At 72.0% G+C, this 21,091-nt stretch carries 20 protein-coding genes; 5 read left to right on the top strand and 15 right to left on the bottom strand.

The window, feature by feature from the left end; all coding sequences use genetic code 11:
• The first annotated feature begins 69 nt into the window (after positions 1-69).
• Together CXR44_RS03135 and CXR44_RS03140 are read left to right on the top strand one after the other, a co-directional pair.
• Positions 70-3,036: an Ig-like domain-containing protein gene (locus CXR44_RS03135; RefSeq protein WP_219601646.1), complete on the top strand. Its 2,967-nt coding sequence runs from the start codon at positions 70-72 to the stop codon at positions 3,034-3,036.
• Positions 3,037-3,196: 160 nt separating this feature from the next.
• A complete protein-coding gene (locus tag CXR44_RS03140) occupies positions 3,197-3,682 on the top strand; it encodes a DUF5946 family protein (protein ID WP_101783277.1) in 486 nt (161 codons plus the stop codon).
• A gap of 20 nt (positions 3,683-3,702) precedes the next feature.
• Here the strand turns inward: CXR44_RS03140 and CXR44_RS03145 are convergent, their stop codons facing one another.
• A complete protein-coding gene (locus CXR44_RS03145) occupies positions 3,703-4,578 on the bottom strand; it encodes an LLM class flavin-dependent oxidoreductase (protein ID WP_101783278.1) in 876 nt (291 codons plus the stop codon).
• A gap of 85 nt (positions 4,579-4,663) precedes the next feature.
• Between CXR44_RS03145 and CXR44_RS03150 the strand changes: the two genes are divergently transcribed.
• The gene (locus CXR44_RS03150; protein ID WP_101783279.1) at positions 4,664-5,149 is read left to right on the top strand and encodes an SRPBCC family protein; all 486 of its coding nucleotides are present in this window, start codon (positions 4,664-4,666) and stop codon (positions 5,147-5,149) included.
• Here the strand turns inward: CXR44_RS03150 and CXR44_RS03155 are convergent.
• From CXR44_RS03155 to CXR44_RS39260, 7 genes are all read right to left on the bottom strand, one after another.
• The gene (locus CXR44_RS03155) at positions 5,137-5,508 is read right to left on the bottom strand and encodes an ArsR/SmtB family transcription factor (protein WP_101783280.1); all 372 of its coding nucleotides are present in this window, start codon (positions 5,506-5,508) and stop codon (positions 5,137-5,139) included. The genes CXR44_RS03150 and CXR44_RS03155 overlap by 13 nt on opposite strands.
• Before the next feature lie 129 nt (positions 5,509-5,637).
• The gene (locus CXR44_RS03160; RefSeq protein ID WP_101783281.1) at positions 5,638-6,837 is read right to left on the bottom strand and encodes a cytochrome P450; all 1,200 of its coding nucleotides are present in this window, start codon (positions 6,835-6,837) and stop codon (positions 5,638-5,640) included.
• Positions 6,837-7,901 (bottom strand): methyltransferase, encoded by a 1,065-nt coding sequence (locus CXR44_RS03165; protein WP_144069838.1) that lies wholly within the window; start codon positions 7,899-7,901, stop codon positions 6,837-6,839. The genes CXR44_RS03160 and CXR44_RS03165 overlap by 1 nt, the downstream gene beginning before the upstream one ends.
• Positions 7,902-7,946: 45 nt before the next feature.
• Positions 7,947-8,963: an aromatic ring-hydroxylating oxygenase subunit alpha gene (locus CXR44_RS03170; protein WP_144069839.1), complete on the bottom strand. Its 1,017-nt coding sequence runs from the start codon at positions 8,961-8,963 to the stop codon at positions 7,947-7,949.
• Between the two features lie 45 nt (positions 8,964-9,008).
• Complete coding sequence (locus CXR44_RS03175) at positions 9,009-9,905, bottom strand: helix-turn-helix domain-containing protein (protein ID WP_101783284.1); 897 nt, start codon at positions 9,903-9,905, stop codon at positions 9,009-9,011.
• 70 nt (positions 9,906-9,975) lie between these two features.
• On the bottom strand, positions 9,976-10,464 hold the full coding sequence (locus tag CXR44_RS39255; protein WP_180903161.1) for an ester cyclase: 489 nt from the start codon (positions 10,462-10,464) through the stop codon (positions 9,976-9,978).
• A 17-nt stretch (positions 10,465-10,481) separates the two neighbouring features.
• The gene (locus CXR44_RS39260; protein WP_180903162.1) at positions 10,482-10,925 is read right to left on the bottom strand and encodes an ester cyclase; all 444 of its coding nucleotides are present in this window, start codon (positions 10,923-10,925) and stop codon (positions 10,482-10,484) included.
• Positions 10,926-11,094: 169 nt separating this feature from the next.
• Here CXR44_RS39260 and CXR44_RS03190 point away from each other — a divergent pair, with 169 nt between their 5' ends.
• Entirely contained in the window at positions 11,095-12,141 is a 1,047-nt protein-coding gene (locus tag CXR44_RS03190) for an aromatic ring-hydroxylating oxygenase subunit alpha (RefSeq protein WP_101783286.1), read from the top strand.
• Positions 12,142-12,204: 63 nt separating this feature from the next.
• Here CXR44_RS03190 and CXR44_RS03195 read toward each other — a convergent pair whose 3' ends face one another.
• From CXR44_RS03195 to CXR44_RS03205, 3 genes are all read right to left on the bottom strand, one after another.
• Positions 12,205-12,774 carry a DUF5655 domain-containing protein gene (locus CXR44_RS03195; RefSeq protein ID WP_101783287.1) on the bottom strand — a complete coding sequence of 190 codons (570 nt, stop codon included), beginning with the start codon at positions 12,772-12,774 and terminating at the stop codon, positions 12,205-12,207.
• Positions 12,775-12,816: 42 nt separating this feature from the next.
• Positions 12,817-14,406 (bottom strand): MFS transporter, encoded by a 1,590-nt coding sequence (locus tag CXR44_RS03200; protein ID WP_101783288.1) that lies wholly within the window; start codon positions 14,404-14,406, stop codon positions 12,817-12,819.
• A gap of 112 nt (positions 14,407-14,518) precedes the next feature.
• Positions 14,519-14,887 carry a VOC family protein gene (locus tag CXR44_RS03205; RefSeq protein WP_101783289.1) on the bottom strand — a complete coding sequence of 123 codons (369 nt, stop codon included), beginning with the start codon at positions 14,885-14,887 and terminating at the stop codon, positions 14,519-14,521.
• A gap of 136 nt (positions 14,888-15,023) precedes the next feature.
• Between CXR44_RS03205 and CXR44_RS03210 the strand changes: the two genes are divergently transcribed.
• On the top strand, positions 15,024-16,244 hold the full coding sequence (locus tag CXR44_RS03210) for an FAD-dependent oxidoreductase (protein ID WP_101783290.1): 1,221 nt from the start codon (positions 15,024-15,026) through the stop codon (positions 16,242-16,244).
• A gap of 248 nt (positions 16,245-16,492) precedes the next feature.
• On the opposite strand, the gene CXR44_RS03215 is transcribed toward CXR44_RS03210, so the two are convergent.
• The 4 genes from CXR44_RS03215 to CXR44_RS03230 are packed head-to-tail and all read right to left on the bottom strand — an operon-like array spanning position 16,493 to position 21,083.
• On the bottom strand, positions 16,493-17,083 hold the full coding sequence (locus tag CXR44_RS03215) for a hypothetical protein (protein WP_101783291.1): 591 nt from the start codon (positions 17,081-17,083) through the stop codon (positions 16,493-16,495).
• Between the two features lie 9 nt (positions 17,084-17,092).
• Positions 17,093-18,562, bottom strand: a complete 1,470-nt coding sequence (locus CXR44_RS03220; RefSeq protein ID WP_101783292.1) for an alpha/beta hydrolase — start codon at positions 18,560-18,562, stop codon at positions 17,093-17,095.
• A gap of 11 nt (positions 18,563-18,573) precedes the next feature.
• Entirely contained in the window at positions 18,574-19,998 is a 1,425-nt protein-coding gene (locus tag CXR44_RS03225; protein ID WP_101783293.1) for an alpha/beta fold hydrolase, read from the bottom strand.
• Complete coding sequence (locus CXR44_RS03230) at positions 19,995-21,083, bottom strand: class I SAM-dependent methyltransferase (protein ID WP_101783294.1); 1,089 nt, start codon at positions 21,081-21,083, stop codon at positions 19,995-19,997. Before CXR44_RS03230 ends, CXR44_RS03225 begins: the two co-directional genes overlap by 4 nt.
• Positions 21,084-21,091: the final 8 nt, after the last annotated feature.

Genomic DNA, 21,091 nt, shown 5'->3' on the forward strand with positions numbered 1-21,091 from the left:
TCGTCCCGGTCCCCCCAACCCGGAAAGGCGGGAATCGTCTCCATGAAACGACGGCTGCGAGCCACACTGGTGGCTTGCCTTCTCCTCGCGGCAACGCCCGCCGTGGCGCAGGCCGAGACCGCGCCACGGCCGCCCGGAGCGGCGCTCTACGTCGCACCTGACGGGAAGGACTCCAACAACGGGACGCGAGGCCGGCCCCTTCGCACGCTCGAAGGAGCCAGGGACGCGATCAGGAAACTGAAGGCCCGCCACGGCCTGCCTGCCCGGGGGGTGACCGTCTACCTGCGGGAAGGGACCTACGAACGTACCGCGTCGTTCACGCTCGACCAGCAGGACTCGGGCACGGCGAAAGCGCCGGTCGTCTACCGCTCCTACCCCGGCGAGACGGCACGGCTCACCGGGGGGCGGGAGCTGGACCACGACAGGTTCGCCCCGGTGACCGACGACGCCGTGCTGCGGCGCATCGTCGACGAGCCGGCGCGCGGCAAGGTCCGCCAGATCGACCTGGCGGCCCTGGGCATCACCGACTACGGGCAGCGCAGCCGCCACGGTTACTGGAAGGCCAACGACGTCAGCCTCGTCCCCCCGATGGAGCTGTACGTGGCGGGCCAGGGCATGACCCTCGCCCGGTGGCCCAACGCGGGCACGGTGCAGATGGGCGAGATCGTCGACGCCGGACCCACCGTGAAGGACCCCGACCTGCAGGAACGCGGAGGGACGTTCCGCTACTCCTACGACCGGCCCCGGTACTGGACCGAAGCCGAGGACATCTGGCTGGACGGCATCTTCGGTCAGAGCTGGGAGTGGTCCTACAACAAGGTCGCTTCGATCGACACCCAGGCCAAGAGGATCACCCTGCGGTACGGCGAGATGTCCGGTCTCATGAAGTCCTGGTATCCGGACTTCCACTTCGCCGAGAACCTCCTGGAGGAGCTCGACGCCCCGGGCGAGTACTACATCGACCGCGAGAAGGGCGTGCTGTACCTCGTGCCCAACGCCGCCTTCCGGAGCAGGCAGGGCGATGTCACCGTCACCATGCTCAAGGAGCCGATGCTCCGCGTCACCAACGCCTCCCACGTCTCCTTCCAGGAGCTGGTGATGGAGTACGGGCGGAGCCTGCCCGCCGTCATCCTCGGCGGCAACGACGTCACCATCGAACGGAGCGACATCCAGAACTTCGCCGACGGCGGCGTGTACATCAACTCGGCGGGCCGCTACGTCTACGACGGCATCCCGGACAAGAGGAAGGGCCGCAACCACGCCGTCGTGTCCACCACCATCCGGCACGTCGGGGGCGTGGGCGTCGTCCTCAACGGCGGCGACGACAAGACCCTGAAGCCCGGCGGCAACCGCGTGGAGAACTCCCACATCCACGACTTCGCCTACTACCACAAGGCCTACAACCCCGGCGTGATGTTCGACGGCGTGGGGAACCAGGCGCGCGGCAACGAGATCCACGACGCGCCGCATCCCGGCATCATCGTCCACGGCAACGACCACCTGATCGAGTACAACGACATCTACGACATCTGCCAGGACTTCCAGGACCTCGGCGCCATCTACATGAACGCCGGCATGACGCCGCACGAGCGGGGCACCGTGATCCGGCGCAACTACTTCCACCACATCGGCGAGGGCCGGGGCGGCGTCGAGGGCATCTATCCCGACAACCTCACGATGGGCCTGACCATCGACGAGAACGTCTTCTACCGGATGGGCAACGACGCCATCAAGAGCGGCTCCGGTGACCACATCAAGGCCAGGAACAACATCTTCGTCGACACCCACGTCCCCTACGACAACTACGAGATGTGGATGGGCGACAAGCCCGGCAACACGGTGGACAAGCACTACATGCCGGCCTGGAGGAAGCTGTTCGACGAGAACAACGGGTTCGTCGGCACCCCGTACGCCGCGAAGTACCCCGAGCTGCTGACCTTCTTCGAGGAGAACCACTACTACCCCGCGAAGAACTTCTTCGAAAGGAACCTCGTCTGGAATCCCCAGGTCAGCAGGTCCGCCGGCGTGAACGAGCACGGCGCGCGCGACGTCAAGAACCTGCTCAACTACGCCGGCAACTGGGTCGCGGACCGCGACCCCGGATTCGCCGACTGGAAGGCGGGCGACTTCTCCCTGACGGCGGACGCCGAGGTCTTCAGGCGCATCCCCGGCTTCCAGGCCGTCCCGTTCGACCGGATCGGCACCCAGGGCAAGGTCGGGCTGCCGCACGGGCCCGGCGAGATCCGCCTGACGGCCCTCCACCTTCCCGACGACCAGCTCACCGTCCCGTTGGGCAGGACCGTGTCCTTCCCCGCCGAGGCGGTGCCGTGGAACGCGACGAACCGGGCGGTGACGTACACGAGCGGCGACACCTCGGTCGCCACCGTCGCCGCCGACGGATCGGTCACCGCGCTGGCGCCGGGCAGGACGACCGTCTCGGTCACGTCGAACGCCGATCCGAAGATCACCGACGTGGCCACCGTCACCGTGACCGAAGGTGACGGCGTCATGCACGCCACCGACTTCGAGTCGGGCGGCAACGGCTGGCCCGTCGACCCCAACCGCGGCATCGTGGACGACGGCTCCGGCAACCACTGGTACCGGATCGTCAACGGCGCCAACGCGCTGCTCGACCGCGCCTTCACCGACTACGCGCTGGCCTACCGGCTGAAGACCCCCGCGCAGGTGCCCGACGGCGCGGTCCTGATCATGTACGACCGCCACAGCCCGGCCGGCAGCGGCTACGTCCGCTACCGGCACGCGGCGGCAGGATCGACCTGGACCCTCTACGACGCGCAGTGGCGGACGTTGCGCGAGGTCGTCCTGCCGGCGGAGCGCGGCCTGAAACCGGACACGGTCTACGCCCTCCGGATGGTCGTCCGCGGCCCGTCCATCAGCGTCCACGTCAACGACGAACCCGTCATCGAGGGGGACAACCCGACGCACAACCCCTCCGGGAAGGTCGGGTTCTACGCGGCGGGCTTCGCCCGCCTCGACTTCGACGACATCACTCTCTCCCTGCCGTGCACACCCTGACCCCCCCTGCCACCGCGGCCCCGAGGCCCTCGCCGTCGTCGGCGGGGGCCTCCCCTGGTACGCGGGGCCCTCTCCCGGCGCCCGCCGACGCCCGCGGCAGGGCCCCGGGCCACCGTAATCCCGTCGACAAGGTCGTCTCCGGCCGCCTAGGGTGCGGCCCATGGCAGACGAGCGGATCACGGGTCAGTGCGACTGCGGCGCGCCTGCCGGCCCGCTGGGCGTGTGCGCCGACTACTACCACGCGATCCTGGCCGAGGAGCAGGCCGATCCGCGGATGTACCGGTGGCACGCGCCCGTGGTGTGCGCGTATCTCCTGCAGCATCCCGCGCAGGCTCACGAGAAGCACCTGGACAACCAGTTCCGGCTGCTGCAGCTCTACCTGGACAGGGGCCTCGACGCGCTGCTCCGCGTGGCGGCTCACCAGGTGGCGCGCAACAACCACCGGGCACGGACGGGCTACGACCTGACGCCCCTGGCCGCGTACGCGGCGCTCCCGGCGGGCGGGCCTCCGCGGCGCTTCCGCGCCGCGTTCAGCGGGTTGCCGTTCGGCGGCAGCTTCGTGTCCGGCGGGTACGAGGCGTACGGGAACGGCGTCGAAGCCATCGCCGGAGCGACGGTGGAGGCCTGGAGGGCCGTCCCGGCCTGAGGCTCGGCGCCCCCGGATGTCTAGCGGGCGGCCTGAGCGGTGGTGTAGCGGTCGACGAGGTCGGCGAGCCGGGCCACCTGGCCGAGCTCGGGTGACCAGCAGTAGAGGATGACCTCGTCCGCCCCGAGCTCCTCGAACCCGCGCAGCGCCGTGCGGATCTGCTCCTCGGTGGTGAGCATGCCCTCCACCATCCAGTGGGAGGCGCCGACGATGGCGTAGCACTCGCTGATCGCCGCCTTGGCCGTGGCGACCGTCCGGTCCGAGCCGAAGGCCACGTTGAGCTGGCCGACGTTGCGCGGGCGGTCGGGCCGGCCGGCCTGCGACCACTCCTTGTCGACCGCGCGGAAGAGGTCGCCGGCCCACGGCGGAGGCGCGGCGCACAGCAGCCCGTGCCCGAACCTGGCCACCCGCGCCAGAGCCGCCGGCGCGAACGCCCCGAACAGGATCTCCGGGCCTCCCGGCGTCAGCGGCGCCGGCCCCACCGGCCCCAGCCCGCAGTCGGTCCGCCCGCCCGCCCACAGCTGCCGCAGCGCGATCAGCTGACCGTCGAGCCGGCGGCCCCGCCCCTTGAGCGGCATGCCGGCCGCGGCGAAGTCGTCGGTCCGGCTGCCGACCCCCATCCCGAGGGTGAACCGGCCACCGGCGAGCCGATCGAGCGTGGCCGTCTGCTTGGCCAGCAGGGCGGTGTCGCGCAGCGGGCCGATCAGCACCTCGGTCTGGATCCGGATCCGTCTCGTCGTGGCGGCGACGGCGGCCAGCATCACCAGCGGCTCCGGGTTGCGCCAGATGAAGCGGTCGAGCAGTCCGAGCGTGCTGAACGGTCCCGCGTCCGCCTGCCGCGCCCAGTCCAGCAGGAGGTCAGGTTCCTCACCCGGCAACCCGATTCCGATCTTCATCGGTGTCTCCTTCGCAAGTGCGCCGTCTGGCCCGTGGGGATAGACTCGCTCTGGTTCCTCAGTCGCTGATCGAGAGCTGACGGATATGACGGACGACCCCCAGGCGATCAGGCTGGATGAATACCTGCCGTATCCTCCGGACCGCGTGTGGCGGGCGTTCGTCGAACCTCGGCTGGTGACGAAATGGCTCGGCCCGCAGGATTTCCAGCCGGTCGTCGGCCACCGGTTCACCATCGTGGCGCCCGCCGTGCCGGCGACGAGATTCGACGGCGTCATCCACTGCCAGGTGCTCGCCATCGAGCCTGAGCGGATGTTGCGCATCAGCTGGGACGATCACGGTCCCAGCGGGGCGCGGTGCACGGCGACCTGGCGGCTGGTGGCGGAGGGCCACGGCACCAGGCTGTTCTTCGACCACGAGGGCTTCGACCCGGACAACGAGCTGCAGCAGCGGGCCCGGCGGATCATGGGCGGCGGCTGGCGGTCCTGGCTGTTCAGCCGGCTGGAAGCGGTCCTCGCCGGCACGGCCGCCGGGCCCGACGTCGCCCGTGAGGGCCGGCCCTACCGGCCCTGACGCTCGTTCTCCTCCTCCACCACGGTGTCGCGCAGGAGCCGCAGCCGCTCCTGCCAGTAGAGCTCGTACGGGTGCAGCCAGTTGGAGATCTCCTGCATGGGCGCCCGGCACAGGGAGTAGTGGCGTTCCCTGCCGACCTTCCGCTCCGTCACCAGGCCGGAGTCGCGCAGCACCTTCAGGTGTTCGGACACGCTGGGGCGGGCCATGTCGAAGTGCGCGGCGAGGTTGTTGACCGACTGCGGCCCCTGGAGCAGCAACTGGAGGATGCGGCGCCGCACCGGGTTGGCCAGCGCCGGGAACACGTCGTCGAGCAGGGTGGGGACGCCGTCCGGCGTCGTGGTCTTCCCGCTCCGCGGCATGGTTCGCAGCCCTTGGTCGCACCGTCGTCGGCGGCCCGATACTCGCCGACTTCAGTACATTATCAGTAGGCGCTATCCTACCTGTCAACGCGGGACACCCGGCGGGTGAGGGGCCCGGCGCCGGCCCCCTCACCACGTCACCGGGAGCGCCTCAGGCCCTCGCACCAGCCGGTCGACCTTCCAGGCGATCCGCTCCGGGGCGACGGCGAGCCGCAGCCCGGGGACCCTCCGCAGCAGCCCTTCGATGACCAGCTCGATCTCCGCCCTGGCCAGTGCCGCGCCCATGCACCGGTGCGGCCCGAAGCCGAACGTCAGGTGCTGCTCCCTGGCCGCCTCGAAGTCGATCTCGTCGGGATCGTCGAAGACCCGCGGGTCCCGGTTGGCCGCCGACAACTGGGTGTAGACGGCCTCCCCCTTGGCGATGAGGGTGTCGCCGATGGTGACGTCCTCCGTGGCGACGCGGGCGAACCCGCCCGGGCTCTCCAGCGGGACGAAGCGCAGCAGCTCCTCGACGACCCGGGGCACCGGCGCGCCGCCGCCCCGGGCCAGCTCGGCGTAGACGCCGTCGCGGAGCATGACGAACATCATGTCGGCGATCTCGTTGACGGTGGTCTCGTGGCCGACCACGAGCAGGGTGACGCCGAAGGTCACCAGCTCCTGCTCGCTCATCACCGCCTCGGTGTCGCGGGCCCGCACCATGGCGCTGAACAGGTCGTCGGCCGGCGCCACCCGGCGCTGCCCGACCAGCCACCGCAGGTATTCGGTGAGGCTCCGGAAGGCGGCGAAGATCTCCTCGGGGGTGAACGCCGTCACCGACATGACGATGTCCGACCACACCCGGAACTTCTCCCGGTCGGCGAACGGGACGCCCAGGATCTCGCAGATCACCGAGACGGGAAGGGGCAGCGCGAGACTCTTCACGAGATCGGCCGGCGGTCCCTCCCTCATCATGTCGTCGAGCAGCCCCTCGACCTGGTCGGCGATCCACGGCCGGAGCCGCTCCACCCGCCGGGGGGTGAACGCCCGGGCGGCCACCTGGCGGACCCGCGTGTGGTCGGGCGGATCCATGCTCATGATCATCTCGGGGTTCTGGACGATCTGCGGCTGCAACCGGGGCAGGTCCATGGTCAGCGTCACGGCGCGGCTGAACCGCGGGTCCGACAGCACGAATTTGGTGTCCTCGTACCCGGTGACCAGCCACGCGTCCCCGCCGAACGGCATGCGGACGCGGGCGACCCGCTCCGACTCCTGCAGCTTGCGGTACTTTCCGTCCAGCTCCAGCGCGGTGGTGGGGCCGAACGGGAACGGGTGGACGGCGCGCTCGTCCATCACGGGCTCCCGGCCGGACGCAGTTCGAGGATCGCCAGCCCGAAGGAGGTCGGGTGCGAGCCGGCCACGGTCAACCCGGCCCGGGCCGCCAGCTCCTCGTACTGCGGGAGGCTGCGCTCCTTGCCACCGCAGAACAGCAGCATCATGATGTCCAGCCGGGCCAGGCTCCGCTGGTCGCCCGCGCCGCCGACGATCGTCTCGATCACCAGGAGCCGGCCGGTGGACCCGAGCGCCTCGGCGCCGCGCCGCAGCACCGCCACGGCGTCGTCGTCGGACCAGTTGTGCAGGACGTTCATGAGGATGTAGGTGTCCGCCCCGTTGGGCCAGGCGGCGAAGAAGTCCCCTTCGACGAAGCCGGTGCGGCCGGCGACCGGCGAGCCGGCCAGGTGGGCCCGGGCCGTCGCGACCCCGGCCGGGGTGTCGAACACGATGCCGCGCGCCTCCGGTGAGACGCGCAGGACGGCCTCCAGCAGCAGCCCGTGGCCGCCGCCGACGTCGACGACGTCGCCGAGGGCGCGCCAGTCGACGGCCTCGATGATGCTGTCGAGCGAGATGCGGGTCTTGTGCGCCATCGCCTTCTCGAACGACGCCGCCAGCGGGGGGCTGCCGGCGAGGTCCGTCCAGACGTCCCGGCCGAAGAGCCGCTCGTACACCGGCTCGCCGGTCCGTACCGCGTCGAGCATGAGCACGGGTGTGCGGTCGAGCCGGCACATCGCGCCGTCCAGGTGCCACCAGTCGCGCATGCTGACCGGGCTGTCCTCGCGCATCAGCTCCGACAGCCTCGTCGGGCGGTAGAGGCCGGCGGGCCCGTCGTGGTCGAAGACGCCCAGGGACGCCAGGTAGCGCAGCAGGCGGCGCACCGCTTCGGGATGCACGCTCTCCCCGGCGGCCTCCAGCCCCTTGAGGATCGTGTCGGCGGACGCGCCGTCGGGCGCGATCAGATCGGCCAGCCGGAGCGTCGCCGCCACGCGGATGGCCCACGGCGCCACGGTGTCGGTCAGGGCGACCATGGTGCCGAACGCGCTGTCGGCCTGGGGGTCGGGGGTGGCACGGGCATCGGACACCTTGAACTCCGTTCGGGAGCGGGACACCGTGGCGTCTCGCGGCGTCTAGCTGAGGAACTCCCGGGCCGGATTGGCTCGGGGGTAGGTCCGCATGTAGTCCAGGAACAGCGCCAGGGTGCTGTCACGGGAGGTGAGCAGGCCCGGCTGGAAGTGGATGGTGTCGAAGATGTCGGAGTCGTCGGAGTAGAACTGCATCTGCGCCTCGAACACCTGCTGCAGCGCCCGCTCCGCGGCCTCCTCGCTCTCCGACTCGCCCTTGCGGACGCCGTAGACGAAGAAGGAGTCGGTCCGGCCGGGGGCCGGCAGGCTGGGCGAGGTCATCCAGAAGTACCAGCGGCCGTTGAGCAGGCCCGTCTGCAGGAACAGGTTGGGGCCGTGGATGTCGATCCGCACGTCGTACGTGGTGCCGTCCGGCAGCGAGCCGACGAGGTCGTACCCGTGACGATGCCCGCCGTGCCGCACCGTGTCGGCGGGCGGCACCTTCAGGTCGAACCCGTGCGGCAACGACAGATGCTGCAGGTCGAGCGTGTGCGCGGACACCATCCAGGGCTCCATGGCCAGGTGCCCGAACCGTCCCCGTCGCGCCCGGATCTCCTCCTCCGGGCAGGGCAGATCGGGAATCCGGAAGATCGGCTCGGTGCCGTTGAACGCCCACACGACGCCGAACCTCTCCGCGGTGGGGAACCGGAACAGCCGCGCGCCGCTCGGCACCGGGTCGCCGCTGCCGGTCCGGCGGCACACCCCCTCCCCGTCGTAGGCCCAGCCGTGGAAACGGCAGCGCAGCATGCCCTCGGACACGGTCCCCACGCTGAGGTCGGCGCCCAGGTGCACGCAGTAGGCGCTCACCACCGACGGCCGGCCCGATCGGTCGCGGAACGCGACGACGCGCCCGCCGAGGAACTCCGCGCCGACGGCCTTGCCTGCCGTCAGGTCGGCGGCCATGCAGATCGGATACCAGCTCTGGGTGTAGAGGCCGTCGTCCCCCTCGTGGGGAAGGGGTTCGCCCATCGGGCGGGGAACCGGATCGTCGGGGCCGGTCGCCGGAGCCGGGGATTCGGTCACGGGTCACCTCCGCAGTCCGTGTCGCGCGGTGGGCCAAACGCTAGATCAGGCCAGATCCCGGTACTTCTTCGATCCTGCTGAAGCTCGGGCGGCGCCGACCGGCACGCTCTCCGGCGCCGCGTCGTGCCGGCTCTCCTGGGCGGCGAGCAGCGGGGAGGCGAAGACGATGGGGGGATCGCTGGGCCGGCGCGGGCGCAGGTCGATGACGATGCTGCTCTCGCTGACGTGGCCGTCCTCGACGTGGACGTGCCCGTACGAGCCGACCAGGTACTGGTTCGGCAGGTCGTTGGTCATCAGGGCCTCGATGTCCGCGTCGGGCGCGAAGCTCATCGCGAGGGCCATGTAGACGCCGTCGGGGCCGGCCACCATGTCCACCTCGGTGGACTCCCTCGCCATGGCGCAGGCGGCCGGCCAGCCCTGCGGGATTCCCGACTCGAACAGGCCGACCAGCGCGATGTTGCCGGGTTCGAGGCCGTTGAACCGCACGCGGAGCTTCCGGGTCCGCCCGGCCCTCCGCGGAGGCGGCGCCGCCGCGGCCAGCACCGCCTCCCACGACTGGTCGGACATCTCGCTGATCAGCCGCCGGAACTTGCGCGGCGAGACCCCGACGTGCCGGGCGAACTGGTGGGAGAAGGTGCCGAGGCTCGTGTATCCCACCTGCATGCAGATCGTGGTGATGTCCAGGTTCGTCGCCGCGAGCAGCCGTTTGGCCTCGGCGATCCGCAGGGCCGCCAGGAACCTCGCCGGAGTGGTGGCGGTGATGACCCGGAACACGCGAAGGAAGTGGAACGGGCTGAAGCACGCGGTCTGCGCCAGGTCGTCGAGCGAGTGCGCGCGGGACAGGTCGCGCCGGATCTTGACGAGGACCTGTTCGACCGCCCGGAGCCGGTGATCGTCGTAGCCGTCGGCCTGCTCCGTCGTGCTCTTCTCCCGAGTCCGCACACCTACCTCCAGGTCCCCGTAGGATCCATCGATGCGTCGTGGATGTCCACCCGCCGCCCGCGGCGGCCGGTCAGGCGCGGCTGGAGGCTTCCGGATCCGGCCACATCGACGCCCATCCGCCCTGGGCGCCGTGCGTCTCCCGCAGCAGGTCCGGGATCTTGGCCACGTCGAAGACCCCCCAGTGCTCCACGATCTGCCGGCCGTCGAAGCGGAAGGTGTTCGAGCCGCCGATCGCGAAGGTCCGGCCGGTGGCCGGGATCCCCATGAACTCGCCCGTGTGCGCGAAGTGCAGCTCGATGGCCTGCGACAGGTAGTCGCCCTCGCACACCGAGACCAGGACCTCGACCTTGGTGGTGGTCAGCGCGTCGGCGGCCTGCCCGAACCGGTGCGCGACGCCGTCGCGGCCGGGAGGATCCCACGGGGGCGCGAAGTGGTCCACGAACTCCGGGGCCAGGACCTCCTGGATCGCGGTGAAGTCCCGGGAGAACAGCACGGCCCCGCGGAACCGCCGGACGATCTCCTCCCGCTCGGCCTTGGTCGTCGCCAGTTCGTCGTTCACATGCCCTCCCGGGTCCGTCAGGCGGTCGCCTCCAGCAACGCGCTGTCGATCAGTCCGAGCTGTTCCAGCAGATGCACGGTGTCGGCCACCCCCCAGTGCTCGACCACCTTGCCGCCGACGATGCGCAGCTGGCCCATCAACGCGCAGCGGACGGCCCGGCCGGTCGGCTGGATGTTCAGATAGGGGCCGGAGTGGGTCGCCGAGACCGTGAGCCGGGTGCTGACGAGATCGCGCTCGGCGATCATCTCCTGGACGTCGATCCGGATGTCCGGGAACGCGGCGATGAAGCGTTGCATCTCGCTGCCCACCTGGCCGGCCGGCATGGCCCCGTCGCGGCCGTGGTGCACCATGTCCGGGGCCCAGTGCCGCATCATCTCCGCGACGTCCCGCACGTTCCAGGCGTCGACGAGCCTCTGGACCACGGCCTTGTTGGCGGCCAGCTGTGCCGGATCGGCGTTCATGGTTCCTCCCGTCGGCGCCACCACGAATGACACCCTCATAGAGGAACACATCGGCAGGTGCCGCGGTTTCTTCGAGATTGTCGTTCTCCCGGGCCCGATTGACCCGGCCGTCAGGCGGTGGTGACACTGAACGCGGTCTGGCGCCTGCCCGGAAGGGACGGGATTCACTGTGAGGGTCACCGACAAGAGGGTCACCGACAAGAGGGTCAGCGACAAGAGGGTCAGCGACGACGTACGACCTCGGCCCCGCGCCGAGCCGATCCCGTCCGAAGGCGCGGACGGCCTGTTCACGCAGACCTGGTTCCCGGTGTGCCTGAGCAGCGCGCTGCCGGCGACCGGGGGCATCGTCGGCGTCGATCTGCTCGGCGGCCGGGTGGTGGCCGTGCGCTCGTCGTCCGGCGAGGTGTCCGTGTTCAGCGCGTACTGCGTCCATCTGGGCGCCGACCTGTCGGTGGGCCGCCTCGACGGCGACGCGATCCGCTGCGCCTTCCACGGCTGGCGCTACGGCATGGACGGCCGGTGCCTGTCCGCCAACGGCACGCCGGTCGATCCCCGGGCGCGCCTGTTCCGCTTCCCCACCGTCGAGACGCACGGGATCGTGTGGGCGTTCAACGGTTCGGCCCCGCTGTTCACGCTCCCCCAGCCGGACCCGCCGATGCCGCAGGCTCCCGTGGCGACGAGGACACTGGCGTTCGACCAGGAGCTGGCGGTGGATCCCTGGGTGGTCGCGGCCCAGACCATGGACCTGCAGCACTTCGCGCTGCCGCACGAGGGGAAGTTCGTCGAGGACCCCGGCGACTCGGTCGCCTGGGACGAGTTCTCCGTGGGATACCGCTATCACGCGCTGATGCCGGGCGGTGAGGAGTACCGGGTCTGGGCGTCGATCCACGGCAGCAACATCTTCTGGCAGCAGGGCACGCTCGACGGCCGCTGGTTCTACTGGATCACCGGCATGGCGGCGCCCCGGCCCCGGACCACCGCCTCGTTCTTCAGCTGGGGCACCCACGTGTTGCCCGGTGAGACCCGGGAGGCGGCCGACTTCCTCACCCGCGTGCAGGCGTTCATGTTCAACCTGCTGGCCGAGGACGCTCCCGTGCTGATGACCATCCACTACACCCCGGGGCTGCTGACCCGGAGCGACGCCGCGCTCGCCGGCTTCTTCTCGTACCTGCGCCGCTATCCGCGGGCGAACCCGGCGCGCGACTTCCTGCGCTGACGCGCGTTCCGCCGGCCCCGTGGCGGGGCCGGCGGAAACGGGCCGCGATCGGGGACCGGCGGGTCAGTTCTGCTCGTAGGCCTGTCGCAACAGCGCCTTGACGCCGTCGTCGACCTGTTCGGCGGTGGTCAGGCCGGTCTTGTGGGTGGACTGGCCCGGGGCCGTGGCCGGCTTGAGCCGCTCGTCGGACGGCGGGTCGACGAACCGCAGCCCGAGGTCCACCCGGCTCGCGGTGGCCGGTTGCACGGCGGCGAACTGCCGCTTGCGGTTCACCGCGACGAAGCCGGCGCGCACCTCGACGACGACGTCGTCACCGAGCGAGGTGGCCGCGGCGAGGAGCGCCTCGTAGATCGGCTTCAGGCCCTGCTTCGATCCGGCGTACTGGGCGGCGAGATGATCGTCGGCGGTGGGCTCGGCCCATCCGGCCTCCTTGGCCGCGGCGATGGCGATCGCCTCCTGCTGCGGCTTGGTCAGCCCGTGCTCGGACTTGAGCCATTGCCGCACCGCGCGCTGGTCGAGCGGGTCGATCCCGGACTTGCCGACCGCGGCGACCCACTCCTCGACCGACTTGCCGGTCTTCTCGGGAAGGGACGCCGAGACGCGGACGAGCATCTCCGCTCCGGAGAGCGCCATGCCGTGTTCCTTTCGTCGGGTTGCGGGAGGGGGAGGATCTGCTCAGCCCCAGGAGGCGGCCGGCTCCGCCGGAGCCTTGACCCGGCTCGCGATCATGGCCGCCACGACCATGAGCACGGCGCCCACGATCATCGCGGTGTTGAGGCCGCTGGTGAAGCTCTGGCCGACCGCGGTCCTGATCTGCGCGCCCACCTCCGGGGCCACGCCGCTGACCTGCGGCAGGAAGCCCTGGGCCGCCACAGCCGCCTGGTCGCTCGCCCGGCCGACGACGTCCTCGGGCACGCCCGCGGCTGCGAGGCGTCCGGGAAGCTCCGCGGCGACGCGCACGCTGATGATCGTCCCGAGGATCGCCGTGCCCAGCACGGCGCCGAGCATCAGGCCGGTCTGCTGCATGCCCGACGCCGTGCCCGCGAGATCGGCGGGGCTGTGTCCCAGGATCACCCCGACGGCCACCGGGACGATCGCCCCGATCCCGACGCCCATCAGCCCCAGCGACGGGCCGAGCAGGACGTACGACGAGTCGGCCTGCAGCAGCGTGATCCCCACCGAGCCGAGCGCGACCAGGACCGCGCCGAGCATCATCGGCACCTTCGGGCCCCGGTCGTTGCCGAGTTTGCCGCCGACCGCGGCGCCGAGGCCGAACAGGACGGTCTGCGGGAGCAGCAGCACGCCGGCGAGCAGCGGTGAGGCGCCCTGCACCTGCTCCAGGTAGAGGCCGAAGTAGAAGTAGCTGCCGAACGCCACGAACGCGGCCATCGTGAGGACCACGACGGCGGCCGACAGGGAGGTGGAGCGGAACAGGCTCAGCGGCAGGACCGCGTTGGCCGATGCCTGCTGCCGCCACAGGAACAGCGCCGCCAGCACGGCGAAGGCCAGGAAGAGCAGCCCGGTCACCAGGTCGAGACCGTCCACGGGGATGCGGACGATCCCCCACACCAGGGCCAGCAGCGCGGCCGACAGCAGGACCACGCCGGGGATGTCGATGGACGCGGCCAGGCGCTGCTCGCGCCCCTTGTCGATCAACAGAATTCCGGCGATCACCACGATCGCGCCGATCGGGACGTTGAGGAAGAAGATCCCCCGCCACCCGAACTGGTCGACCACCAGGCCGCCGACGAAGGGCCCCGCCGCCATGGCCAGCGCGCCGAACCCGGCCCAGATCCCGATGGCCGTCTTCATCCGGTCGAACGGGAACAGGTTCCGGATGATCGCCAGGGAGTTGGGCGCCAGCACGGCGCCGAACAGCCCCTGCACGACACGGGCGGCGATCAGCACCTCGACGGAGCCGGCCAGCCCTGCGACCACCGAACTCGCGGCGAACCCGACCATGCCCACCAGGAAGGTGTTGCGGTGGCCGAACCTGTCACCGATCTTCCCGGCCGTGATCAGGAAGACGACCACCGCGAACATGTAGCCGTTGCTCACCCACTGGAGCTGGGTGATCTCGGTGCCGAGCTCGACGGCGATCTGCGGGTTCCCGATCGCCATCACGGTGGAGTCGAGCGCCTCCATCATGGCTCCGAGAGAGACGAGCACCAGGGTGATCCACATCCGGCTCGAGACGGCGCCGGCGGGTGCGGGCTCCTCCGCGCCGGATGGTGACCACGTTTCGTCACGTGGCGGTTGGGTCATGGCTTCTCCCACGGAGACGTCTCGGCGCCGGCGGCCCCTTGCGGGGGTGCGGACCCGAGTGCGAGGCGACTGGCGGATCACCGCGGGCGTGCCGCGCGGTGGCGACGGACGGTCAGGCTGCGCCGTCGGTGAGGATGAAGGTGTTGCCGTCGGGGTCGGCGAAGGACGCCTGCTTGCCCCACGGCGTCTCGGTGGGGTCGTCGACGGAGACGCCGGCGTCGCGCAGGGCCTTGACGGCCACGTCGGTGTTCTTGGTCTCGAGCATGGCGTTCTGCAGCTTGGGCGTGTCCGGGAGCCAGGTGCACAGCACCAGCGTCGTCTGCCCGCCCTTGGGCGCCACCTCGATCCAGCGGAGGTTGTCGCCCATCGGCATCGGCGCCTCGCTGCGGAGCTCGAACCCGAGCTTGTCGACGTAGAAGGCCTTGGCGGCGTCCTGGTCGGCGACGGGAATGGTCAACTTCTGCAGATGCGTGATTTCCATGCGGCAATCGTAGGTAGGGAAGATCCTACCCGTCAAGTGTCGGCTACTTCCTACACGTTCCGGGGTGTCACGCCCTCGCCGCCGGCGCGGCAATGTCGAAGAAGGTTCCGCCGCCGGCCTCGGGGATGCTCGGAGCATGCACCAGGACAGGCGCGGCACCGTGCTCGTGGCAGGCGGCGGCATCGCCGGGCTGGCCCTGGCGACCGCGTTGCGCCACCGCGGGCTGGGCGCCGTCGTGCTGGAGCGCTCGGCCGGGCCGGACCGGACCGGTGGCGGGCTGGTGCTGGCCCCCAACGCCGTCAAGGCGCTCGCCGCGATCGCGCCCGGCCTGGCCGACCGGGTCCGCGCGGCCGGCCATCCCGCCGGGGGCCGTGACACTCCCCCGCACCGCAGCGCCTTCCTCGACGAACGCGGCCGCGTGCTCGGATGGGTGTCGTTCGACGGCTACGAGGACCGGTGGGGCATGCCCGCCGTCACCATCCTGCGCGCCGACCTGCACGCGCTGCTCCGGGAGGCGGCGGGCGAGGCCGGGGCGGAGCTCGTCGGCGGATTCGCCGCCGCCCGCTACCGCGACAGCGGCTCGCACGTCGACCTGATCGCCCGCACCGGCGACGTCCGGCGCGGCGACGTCCTGGTCGGGGCCGACGGCATCAACTCCGCCGTACGCGCGCAGCTGCTGGGCGACGGGGACCCCCGCTACCGCGGGTTCACCGCGGTGCGCGGCATCGGGCCGGCCCCCACCGCCCACCCCGACGGCTTCATCGCCTACGGGCGGGGCCTGGTCCTGTTCGCCGCCGCCCTCGGCGGCGGCGACCTCTACTGGGTGGCGTCGATGACCGCGCCGCGCGGCGTCGCGCCCCGCCTGCCGGTCGCCGAGGTGCTGGCCCAGGTGATCGAACGCACCAGCACCTGGCACCCTGACCTGCGCAAGGTACCGGCCTCGGCCGATCCGGCCGGATGCGTCGTCCACGACGTCCACGACCGGCCGGCGCCGCGCAGGTGGGGCCGGGGCCGCGTCGTGCTCGCCGGCGACGCCGCGCACCCCATGGTGTACACCCTCGGCCAGGGCGCCGGGACGGCCCTGGAGGACGCGGCCGTCCTCGCCGCCGCCCTGGCCGGTCCCGCGGCCCGGACCGCCGGCGGAGTGGAGCGGGCCCTGCGCCGCTACGCGGCCGAACGCGGCCCGCGCGTGCGCGGGATCGTGCGGCAGTCACGGATGCTGGGACGCGTCGCGCACGTGCGCTCGCCGCTGCTGGTCCAGCTCCGCAGGGGGATCCTCATCGCCGCGACCCGCGGAAGCGACACCGGCGGGCAGAACGCGGGCCTGTTCGGGTGGACGCCTCCGCAGGAGGACTGACACCGGCCGTACGCGTCCTCCGGACCGCCGCCCCTCCGGCAGGACCGGCACCGGCCGTACGCGCCCTCCGGACCGCCGCCCCTCCGGCAGGACCGGCACCGGCCGTACGCGTCCTCCGGGCCGCCGCCCCTCCGGCAGGACCGGCACCGGCCGTACGCGCCCTCCGGGCCGCCGCCCCTCGGGGTGGGCCGGCACCGGCCGTACGTGTTCCGGGTGGGGCGCCGACCGGCGGCGGGCCGGTCGGCGCTTCACCGGTCGCGGGACCGGCTCGCCAGGTAGGCCGCTCCCCGGGCGGAGATGCGGTAGCCGGTGCCCAGGCTGACGGTCAGCCCGAGGTTCTTGAGCTTGCGGACGTCCAGCTTGAACTGCGCGGGGTCGCGGCCCAGCTCGCCGGCCAGGTCGGCGGCGCGCACCGCGGGCCGCCGACTGATGATCTCCAGCGTCGCCTCGGTCCACGGGCCGGTCCCGCTCGCCCGGTCCAGCCGGGCGAGCCTGCCCGCGAGGGACTCCAGCTCCTCCGCCGGCAGGTCGCCGGAGGCCGCCAGCTCGTCGCGCGGGTCCGGCTCCTCGACGAACCTGACACGGAGCCGGTAGACGGGATCGCCGGGGCGCCCGCGAAGATCCGCGACGGCGGCGGCGGCCGACGGATAGCCGGCGGCCCGCGCGTCGGCTTCGGTGATCTGCTCGGCCACCACGACGTCGATCGCGTCGACCGCCACCCGGCCCAACGCGGTGCGGTACACGTTGCCCGCGGTCGCCTGCCGCTGCCGCCAGCGGCGGAACAACACGGTGATGGTGCCGCTGCGGATGCCGTCGTGCCGTTCCCTCTCGATCAGCATGGGGGAAGGCTACCCGCCGGCGCCCGTCATCCCCGGGCCGGACGCGACCGGCTCCAGCAACCTGTCCGGGTTGGGGCAGACGTGATCGGGGCCCGGCGTCCGGCCGGTCAGCAGGAAGTCGGTGACCAGCTCGTTCAGGCGGACGTTGCCGTAGAAGGGGAAGACGCGGTGGTGGGCCGTGTCCGCGACGGCCACGAAGGTCGAGCGGTCCCCCAGCACCTCGTGCATGCGCCGGGCGGCCACCCACGGGGTGGACATGTCCTCGTCTGCGGCCACCAGCAGGTAGCTGCCGCCACCCGCCTCCGTGCCGAGCCGGGTGGCGGGTTCGGCCGGCGGGACGGGCCAGAAGGCCGGGGCCTTGATCCCGTTGAGCGCCGCGCCGGTCCAGGGGAACTCCTCGGCCGCCTTGAGCATGTCCTGCTCGTACAGGGCCGGGCTGCGCGGCCACGGCGCGTCGCCGGCCAGGATCGCGAGCTGGGCGACCGTGCCGCTCTCCTCCTTCGGCTGCCCGAACATCCGCGCGAGGAAGTCGACGCTGTCCGCGTCGAGGTCGGCCCCGGTGCGCAGGTGCCGGACGATGTCGGCGAGGACGGGGTAGGCCTTCTCGCTGTTGAGTATCCCCACCGGGATCAGCCTGGCCAGGGTGCGGTCGAGCGGGAAGCCCATCAGCGTGACCTCGTCTCCCCGGTCCACCGCGGCGAGCACCGCGTCGTAACGGGCCCGCACGTCGGCGCCGGTGGAGCCGAGCCGGTAGGTGGCGTGCTCGGTGGCGGCCCACCGGCACCACCGGTTGAGCGCGCGTTCGCCGTTCGGGGGGAAGTCGGTGAACAACCCGCGCCACACCCAGTCGGGGCTGCAGATCGCGTCCAGCACCGCCCGGTTCAGGTGGGCGCCGAACATCTCGCCGTAGACCGCGCCGAGATAGGTCCCGTACGAGTAGCCCAGGTAGTCGATCCGGTCGGCGGCGAGCACGCCGCGGATCACGTCCATGTCCCGGCAGATGTTGCGGGAGTTGGCGTGGGCGAGCAGGTCGAGGGAGCCGGCCGAGCACTTGGCGGCCACGGTGGCCTGGTAGCGCACCTCGGCGTCGAACGACTCGGGATGGTGGAACACCCAGAAGCGCTCGGCCGGTTCGAGGTCGCAGAAGATCGGGGTGCTCGCTCCCATGAACCGGTGGTCGAAGCCGACGATGTCGTACGCCTCGACGAGCTCGCCGGGCAGGCTGCCGAGCAGCGCGGACAGCAGGCTCAGGCCGCTGTTGCCCAGGTCGTCGCCGGGGCCGATCATGAGCACCCCGTGGCGGCGGCCGGTCGCCTCGTGCCGGGCGACGCCGATCTCGATGTCCCGCTCGCCGGGGCGCCGGTAGTCCAGGGGGACCCGCAACGCGGCGCGGCGGGCGCCGCCCAGCGCGGGGTCCGGGGCGCTCCATTCGGCCTGCTGGCGGTGGTAGGCCGCCAGGTCCGGGCTTGGCTGGTTCATCGTCGGCCCCCTCAAGGCTCTCGCGTCCCCTCGCCGTCCAGGGTGAGGTCGGCGTCCGGCAGCCGGCCCGTCGTCAGGAACTCCTCGGCCACCGCGGTCACCCCGGCGTGGCCGGCGAAGGGGAAGATCCGGTGCTCGGTCATGCCGCGTACCATGACCAGCCGGGCCCGCTCGCCCAGCAGGCGCCGCATCTGCGTCGCGCCGACGGCGGCGGTGAACATGTCCTGCTCCGCCTGGACCAGCAGCACTCCGCCCGCCCCGGTGGGGCCGAACACCGTAGGCGGTTCGAGCGGCTGGACCGGCCAGAACGCGCCCGCCTTGACGCCGAGCAACGCCCGGCCCATGAAGCCCGACGCCTCCTCGCTCGCCGACTCGTACTCCTCCAGCGCCCGCGGCCAGGCCGCGTCCCCGCACAGGATCGCCATCTGGGCGGCGGCGGTGGAGGCGTCGCGCGGGACCGCGAACATCGAGCCGATGAGCTGCTGGGTGGCCGCCTGCAGGGGTGCCCCGGTCCTGGCCGACCGCACGACGTCCGCCAGCGCCGGGTGCGAGCGTCGCGAGCTCAGCATCATCATCGCCAGCACCCGGAGGAACTGGTCGTCCAGCGGCACCGGCACCCCGGGAAGCATGATCCCCCCGGCGCCCGCCTTGCTCAGCACCTCCTCGAAGGCGTCGCGCACCTGCTCCGGGGTGTCGCCGAGCGGCCCGGCCGGCCGGGCGGTCACCGCGCACCAGCGCCGCAGGGCGGCCTCGCAGTTGCGCGCGAAGTTGCCGAACAGGCCGCGCCACACCCAGTCGGGGCTGAGCACGCTGTCGAGGATCACCCGGTCGGCGCGGTCGCCGAACAGCTGGCAGTACACCGCGGCGACGTAGGAGCCGTAGTTGTGCCCGAGCAGGCAGATGCGCTCCTCGCCGAGGCCACGCCGGATCACGTCGATGTCCCGGGCGATGTTGCGGGTGGTGATGTGCGGCAGGACGGCCAGGGAGCGCTCGGCCGCCTTGGCGGCGATCTCGGCCTGGAAGCGGACCTCGGCGGCGAACGACTCCGACTGGTGGAACACCCAGAAGATCTCCCGCTGGTCCAGCCCCCACTGCAGCGGCGCGCTCTCGCCGCTGAAGCGGTGGTCGAACCCGATCACGTCGAAGCGGGCGGTGACCGCCGGAGGCAGCGCCTTCACCAGCGCGCCGGCCAGCGCAATGCCGGAGCTGCCCGGATCGTCGGGCGCGACGACCAGCGCGCCCAGCCGGACGCCGCGCTCGCCGGCCGGGTGACGGGCCACGGCGATGTCGATCGTCGGCCCGTCCGGATCGCGGTGGTCCACCGGTACGGGCACCCGCGCCCGCTGCGAGCCGTCGGGTGCCTGCGTCCAACGGATCGGTGCGGCCGGTGACGGGGCGTCGGTGACCGGACGGGCACCCGGGGCTGCGCTCATCATGCCTTCCTGATCTGGTAGAGGACGTTGAAGGGCGTGGGGGCGGCGATCCGCTGGGGAACCGTCAGCCCGGCGTCGGCGCACATGCCGGCGAGCACCGGGTGAGGGAGCCCCATCATGCCCGCCACCACCGGTCCCGTCCGGGACAGCGGCACCGAGTACAGGGTGCTGGTGCCGTAGAGGAAGGCGGCGACGTCCCCCACGTTCTCGTGCGGGTCGGTGGAGCAGTGGGTCTCCAGCAGCAGCAGGACGCCGGTCGGGGCCAGCGTCCGCGCGACCCTGCGCAGCACCTCGGCGGGGTCGGCGGCCAGGTGCAGCGAGTCGAACGCCATGACCAGCTCGTAGGGTCCGGACAGCCCGTCGGCGAAGTCCGCCACCCTGGTGACCGTCACACGGTCGGCGACGCCGTACTCGGCGATCTCCCGGCGGGCCCGCCCGACGTTGAGCTCGTGCCGGTCGACGCCCTCGAACCGCGACGCCGGGAACCGCTGGGCGAGCAGGGCGAGCGCCGTGCCCGACCCGCAGGCCAGGTGGGCCGCGCGGGCGCCGGAGGCCAGCTTCTCGGCCAGGCCGGGGACGAGCGGCACCCACTGGTCGAGCAGCATCGCCCGGAGCCACTTGGCGCTCATCTGCCAGGTGGCCTCGTACATCGCGGGCGGGTAGTCGGCCGGGCCCAGTCCGGCGCCGCTGCGGAAGCAGTCCGCCACCCGGTCGGCCATCGCGGCCAGCGGCGGGATGAGCCGGGCGATGCCGCCGACGTAGAAGGGTGAGCCGGGGTCGGCCAGGAGCGCGGCGTGGGCCGGCGGCAGCCGGAACTCGTGTCCCGAGGGATCCATCTCCAGGTAGCCGCCCGCGGCCAGCGTCCGCGCCCACTCACGCACGTAGCGGGAGTCGACTCCGGCCCGCCCGGCGATGTCGTCGGCGCTGCGGGCGGTGCCGTCGGCCAGCGCCGCGAACAGACCCAGCCGGTCCCCGAGGGCGCACGCCAGGGTCACCATGGCGCGGCTCAGGTCCGCCATGAACCGCTCCCCGGCCGCCAGCGTCCGGTCGATGTCGGCTCCACGGTCGGAAACGATGGGGTTGCCCATATGCGCCG

The sequence above is a fragment of the Nonomuraea indica genome, from assembly GCF_002850745.1.
Classification (GTDB): domain Bacteria; phylum Actinomycetota; class Actinomycetes; order Streptosporangiales; family Streptosporangiaceae; genus Nonomuraea; species Nonomuraea indica.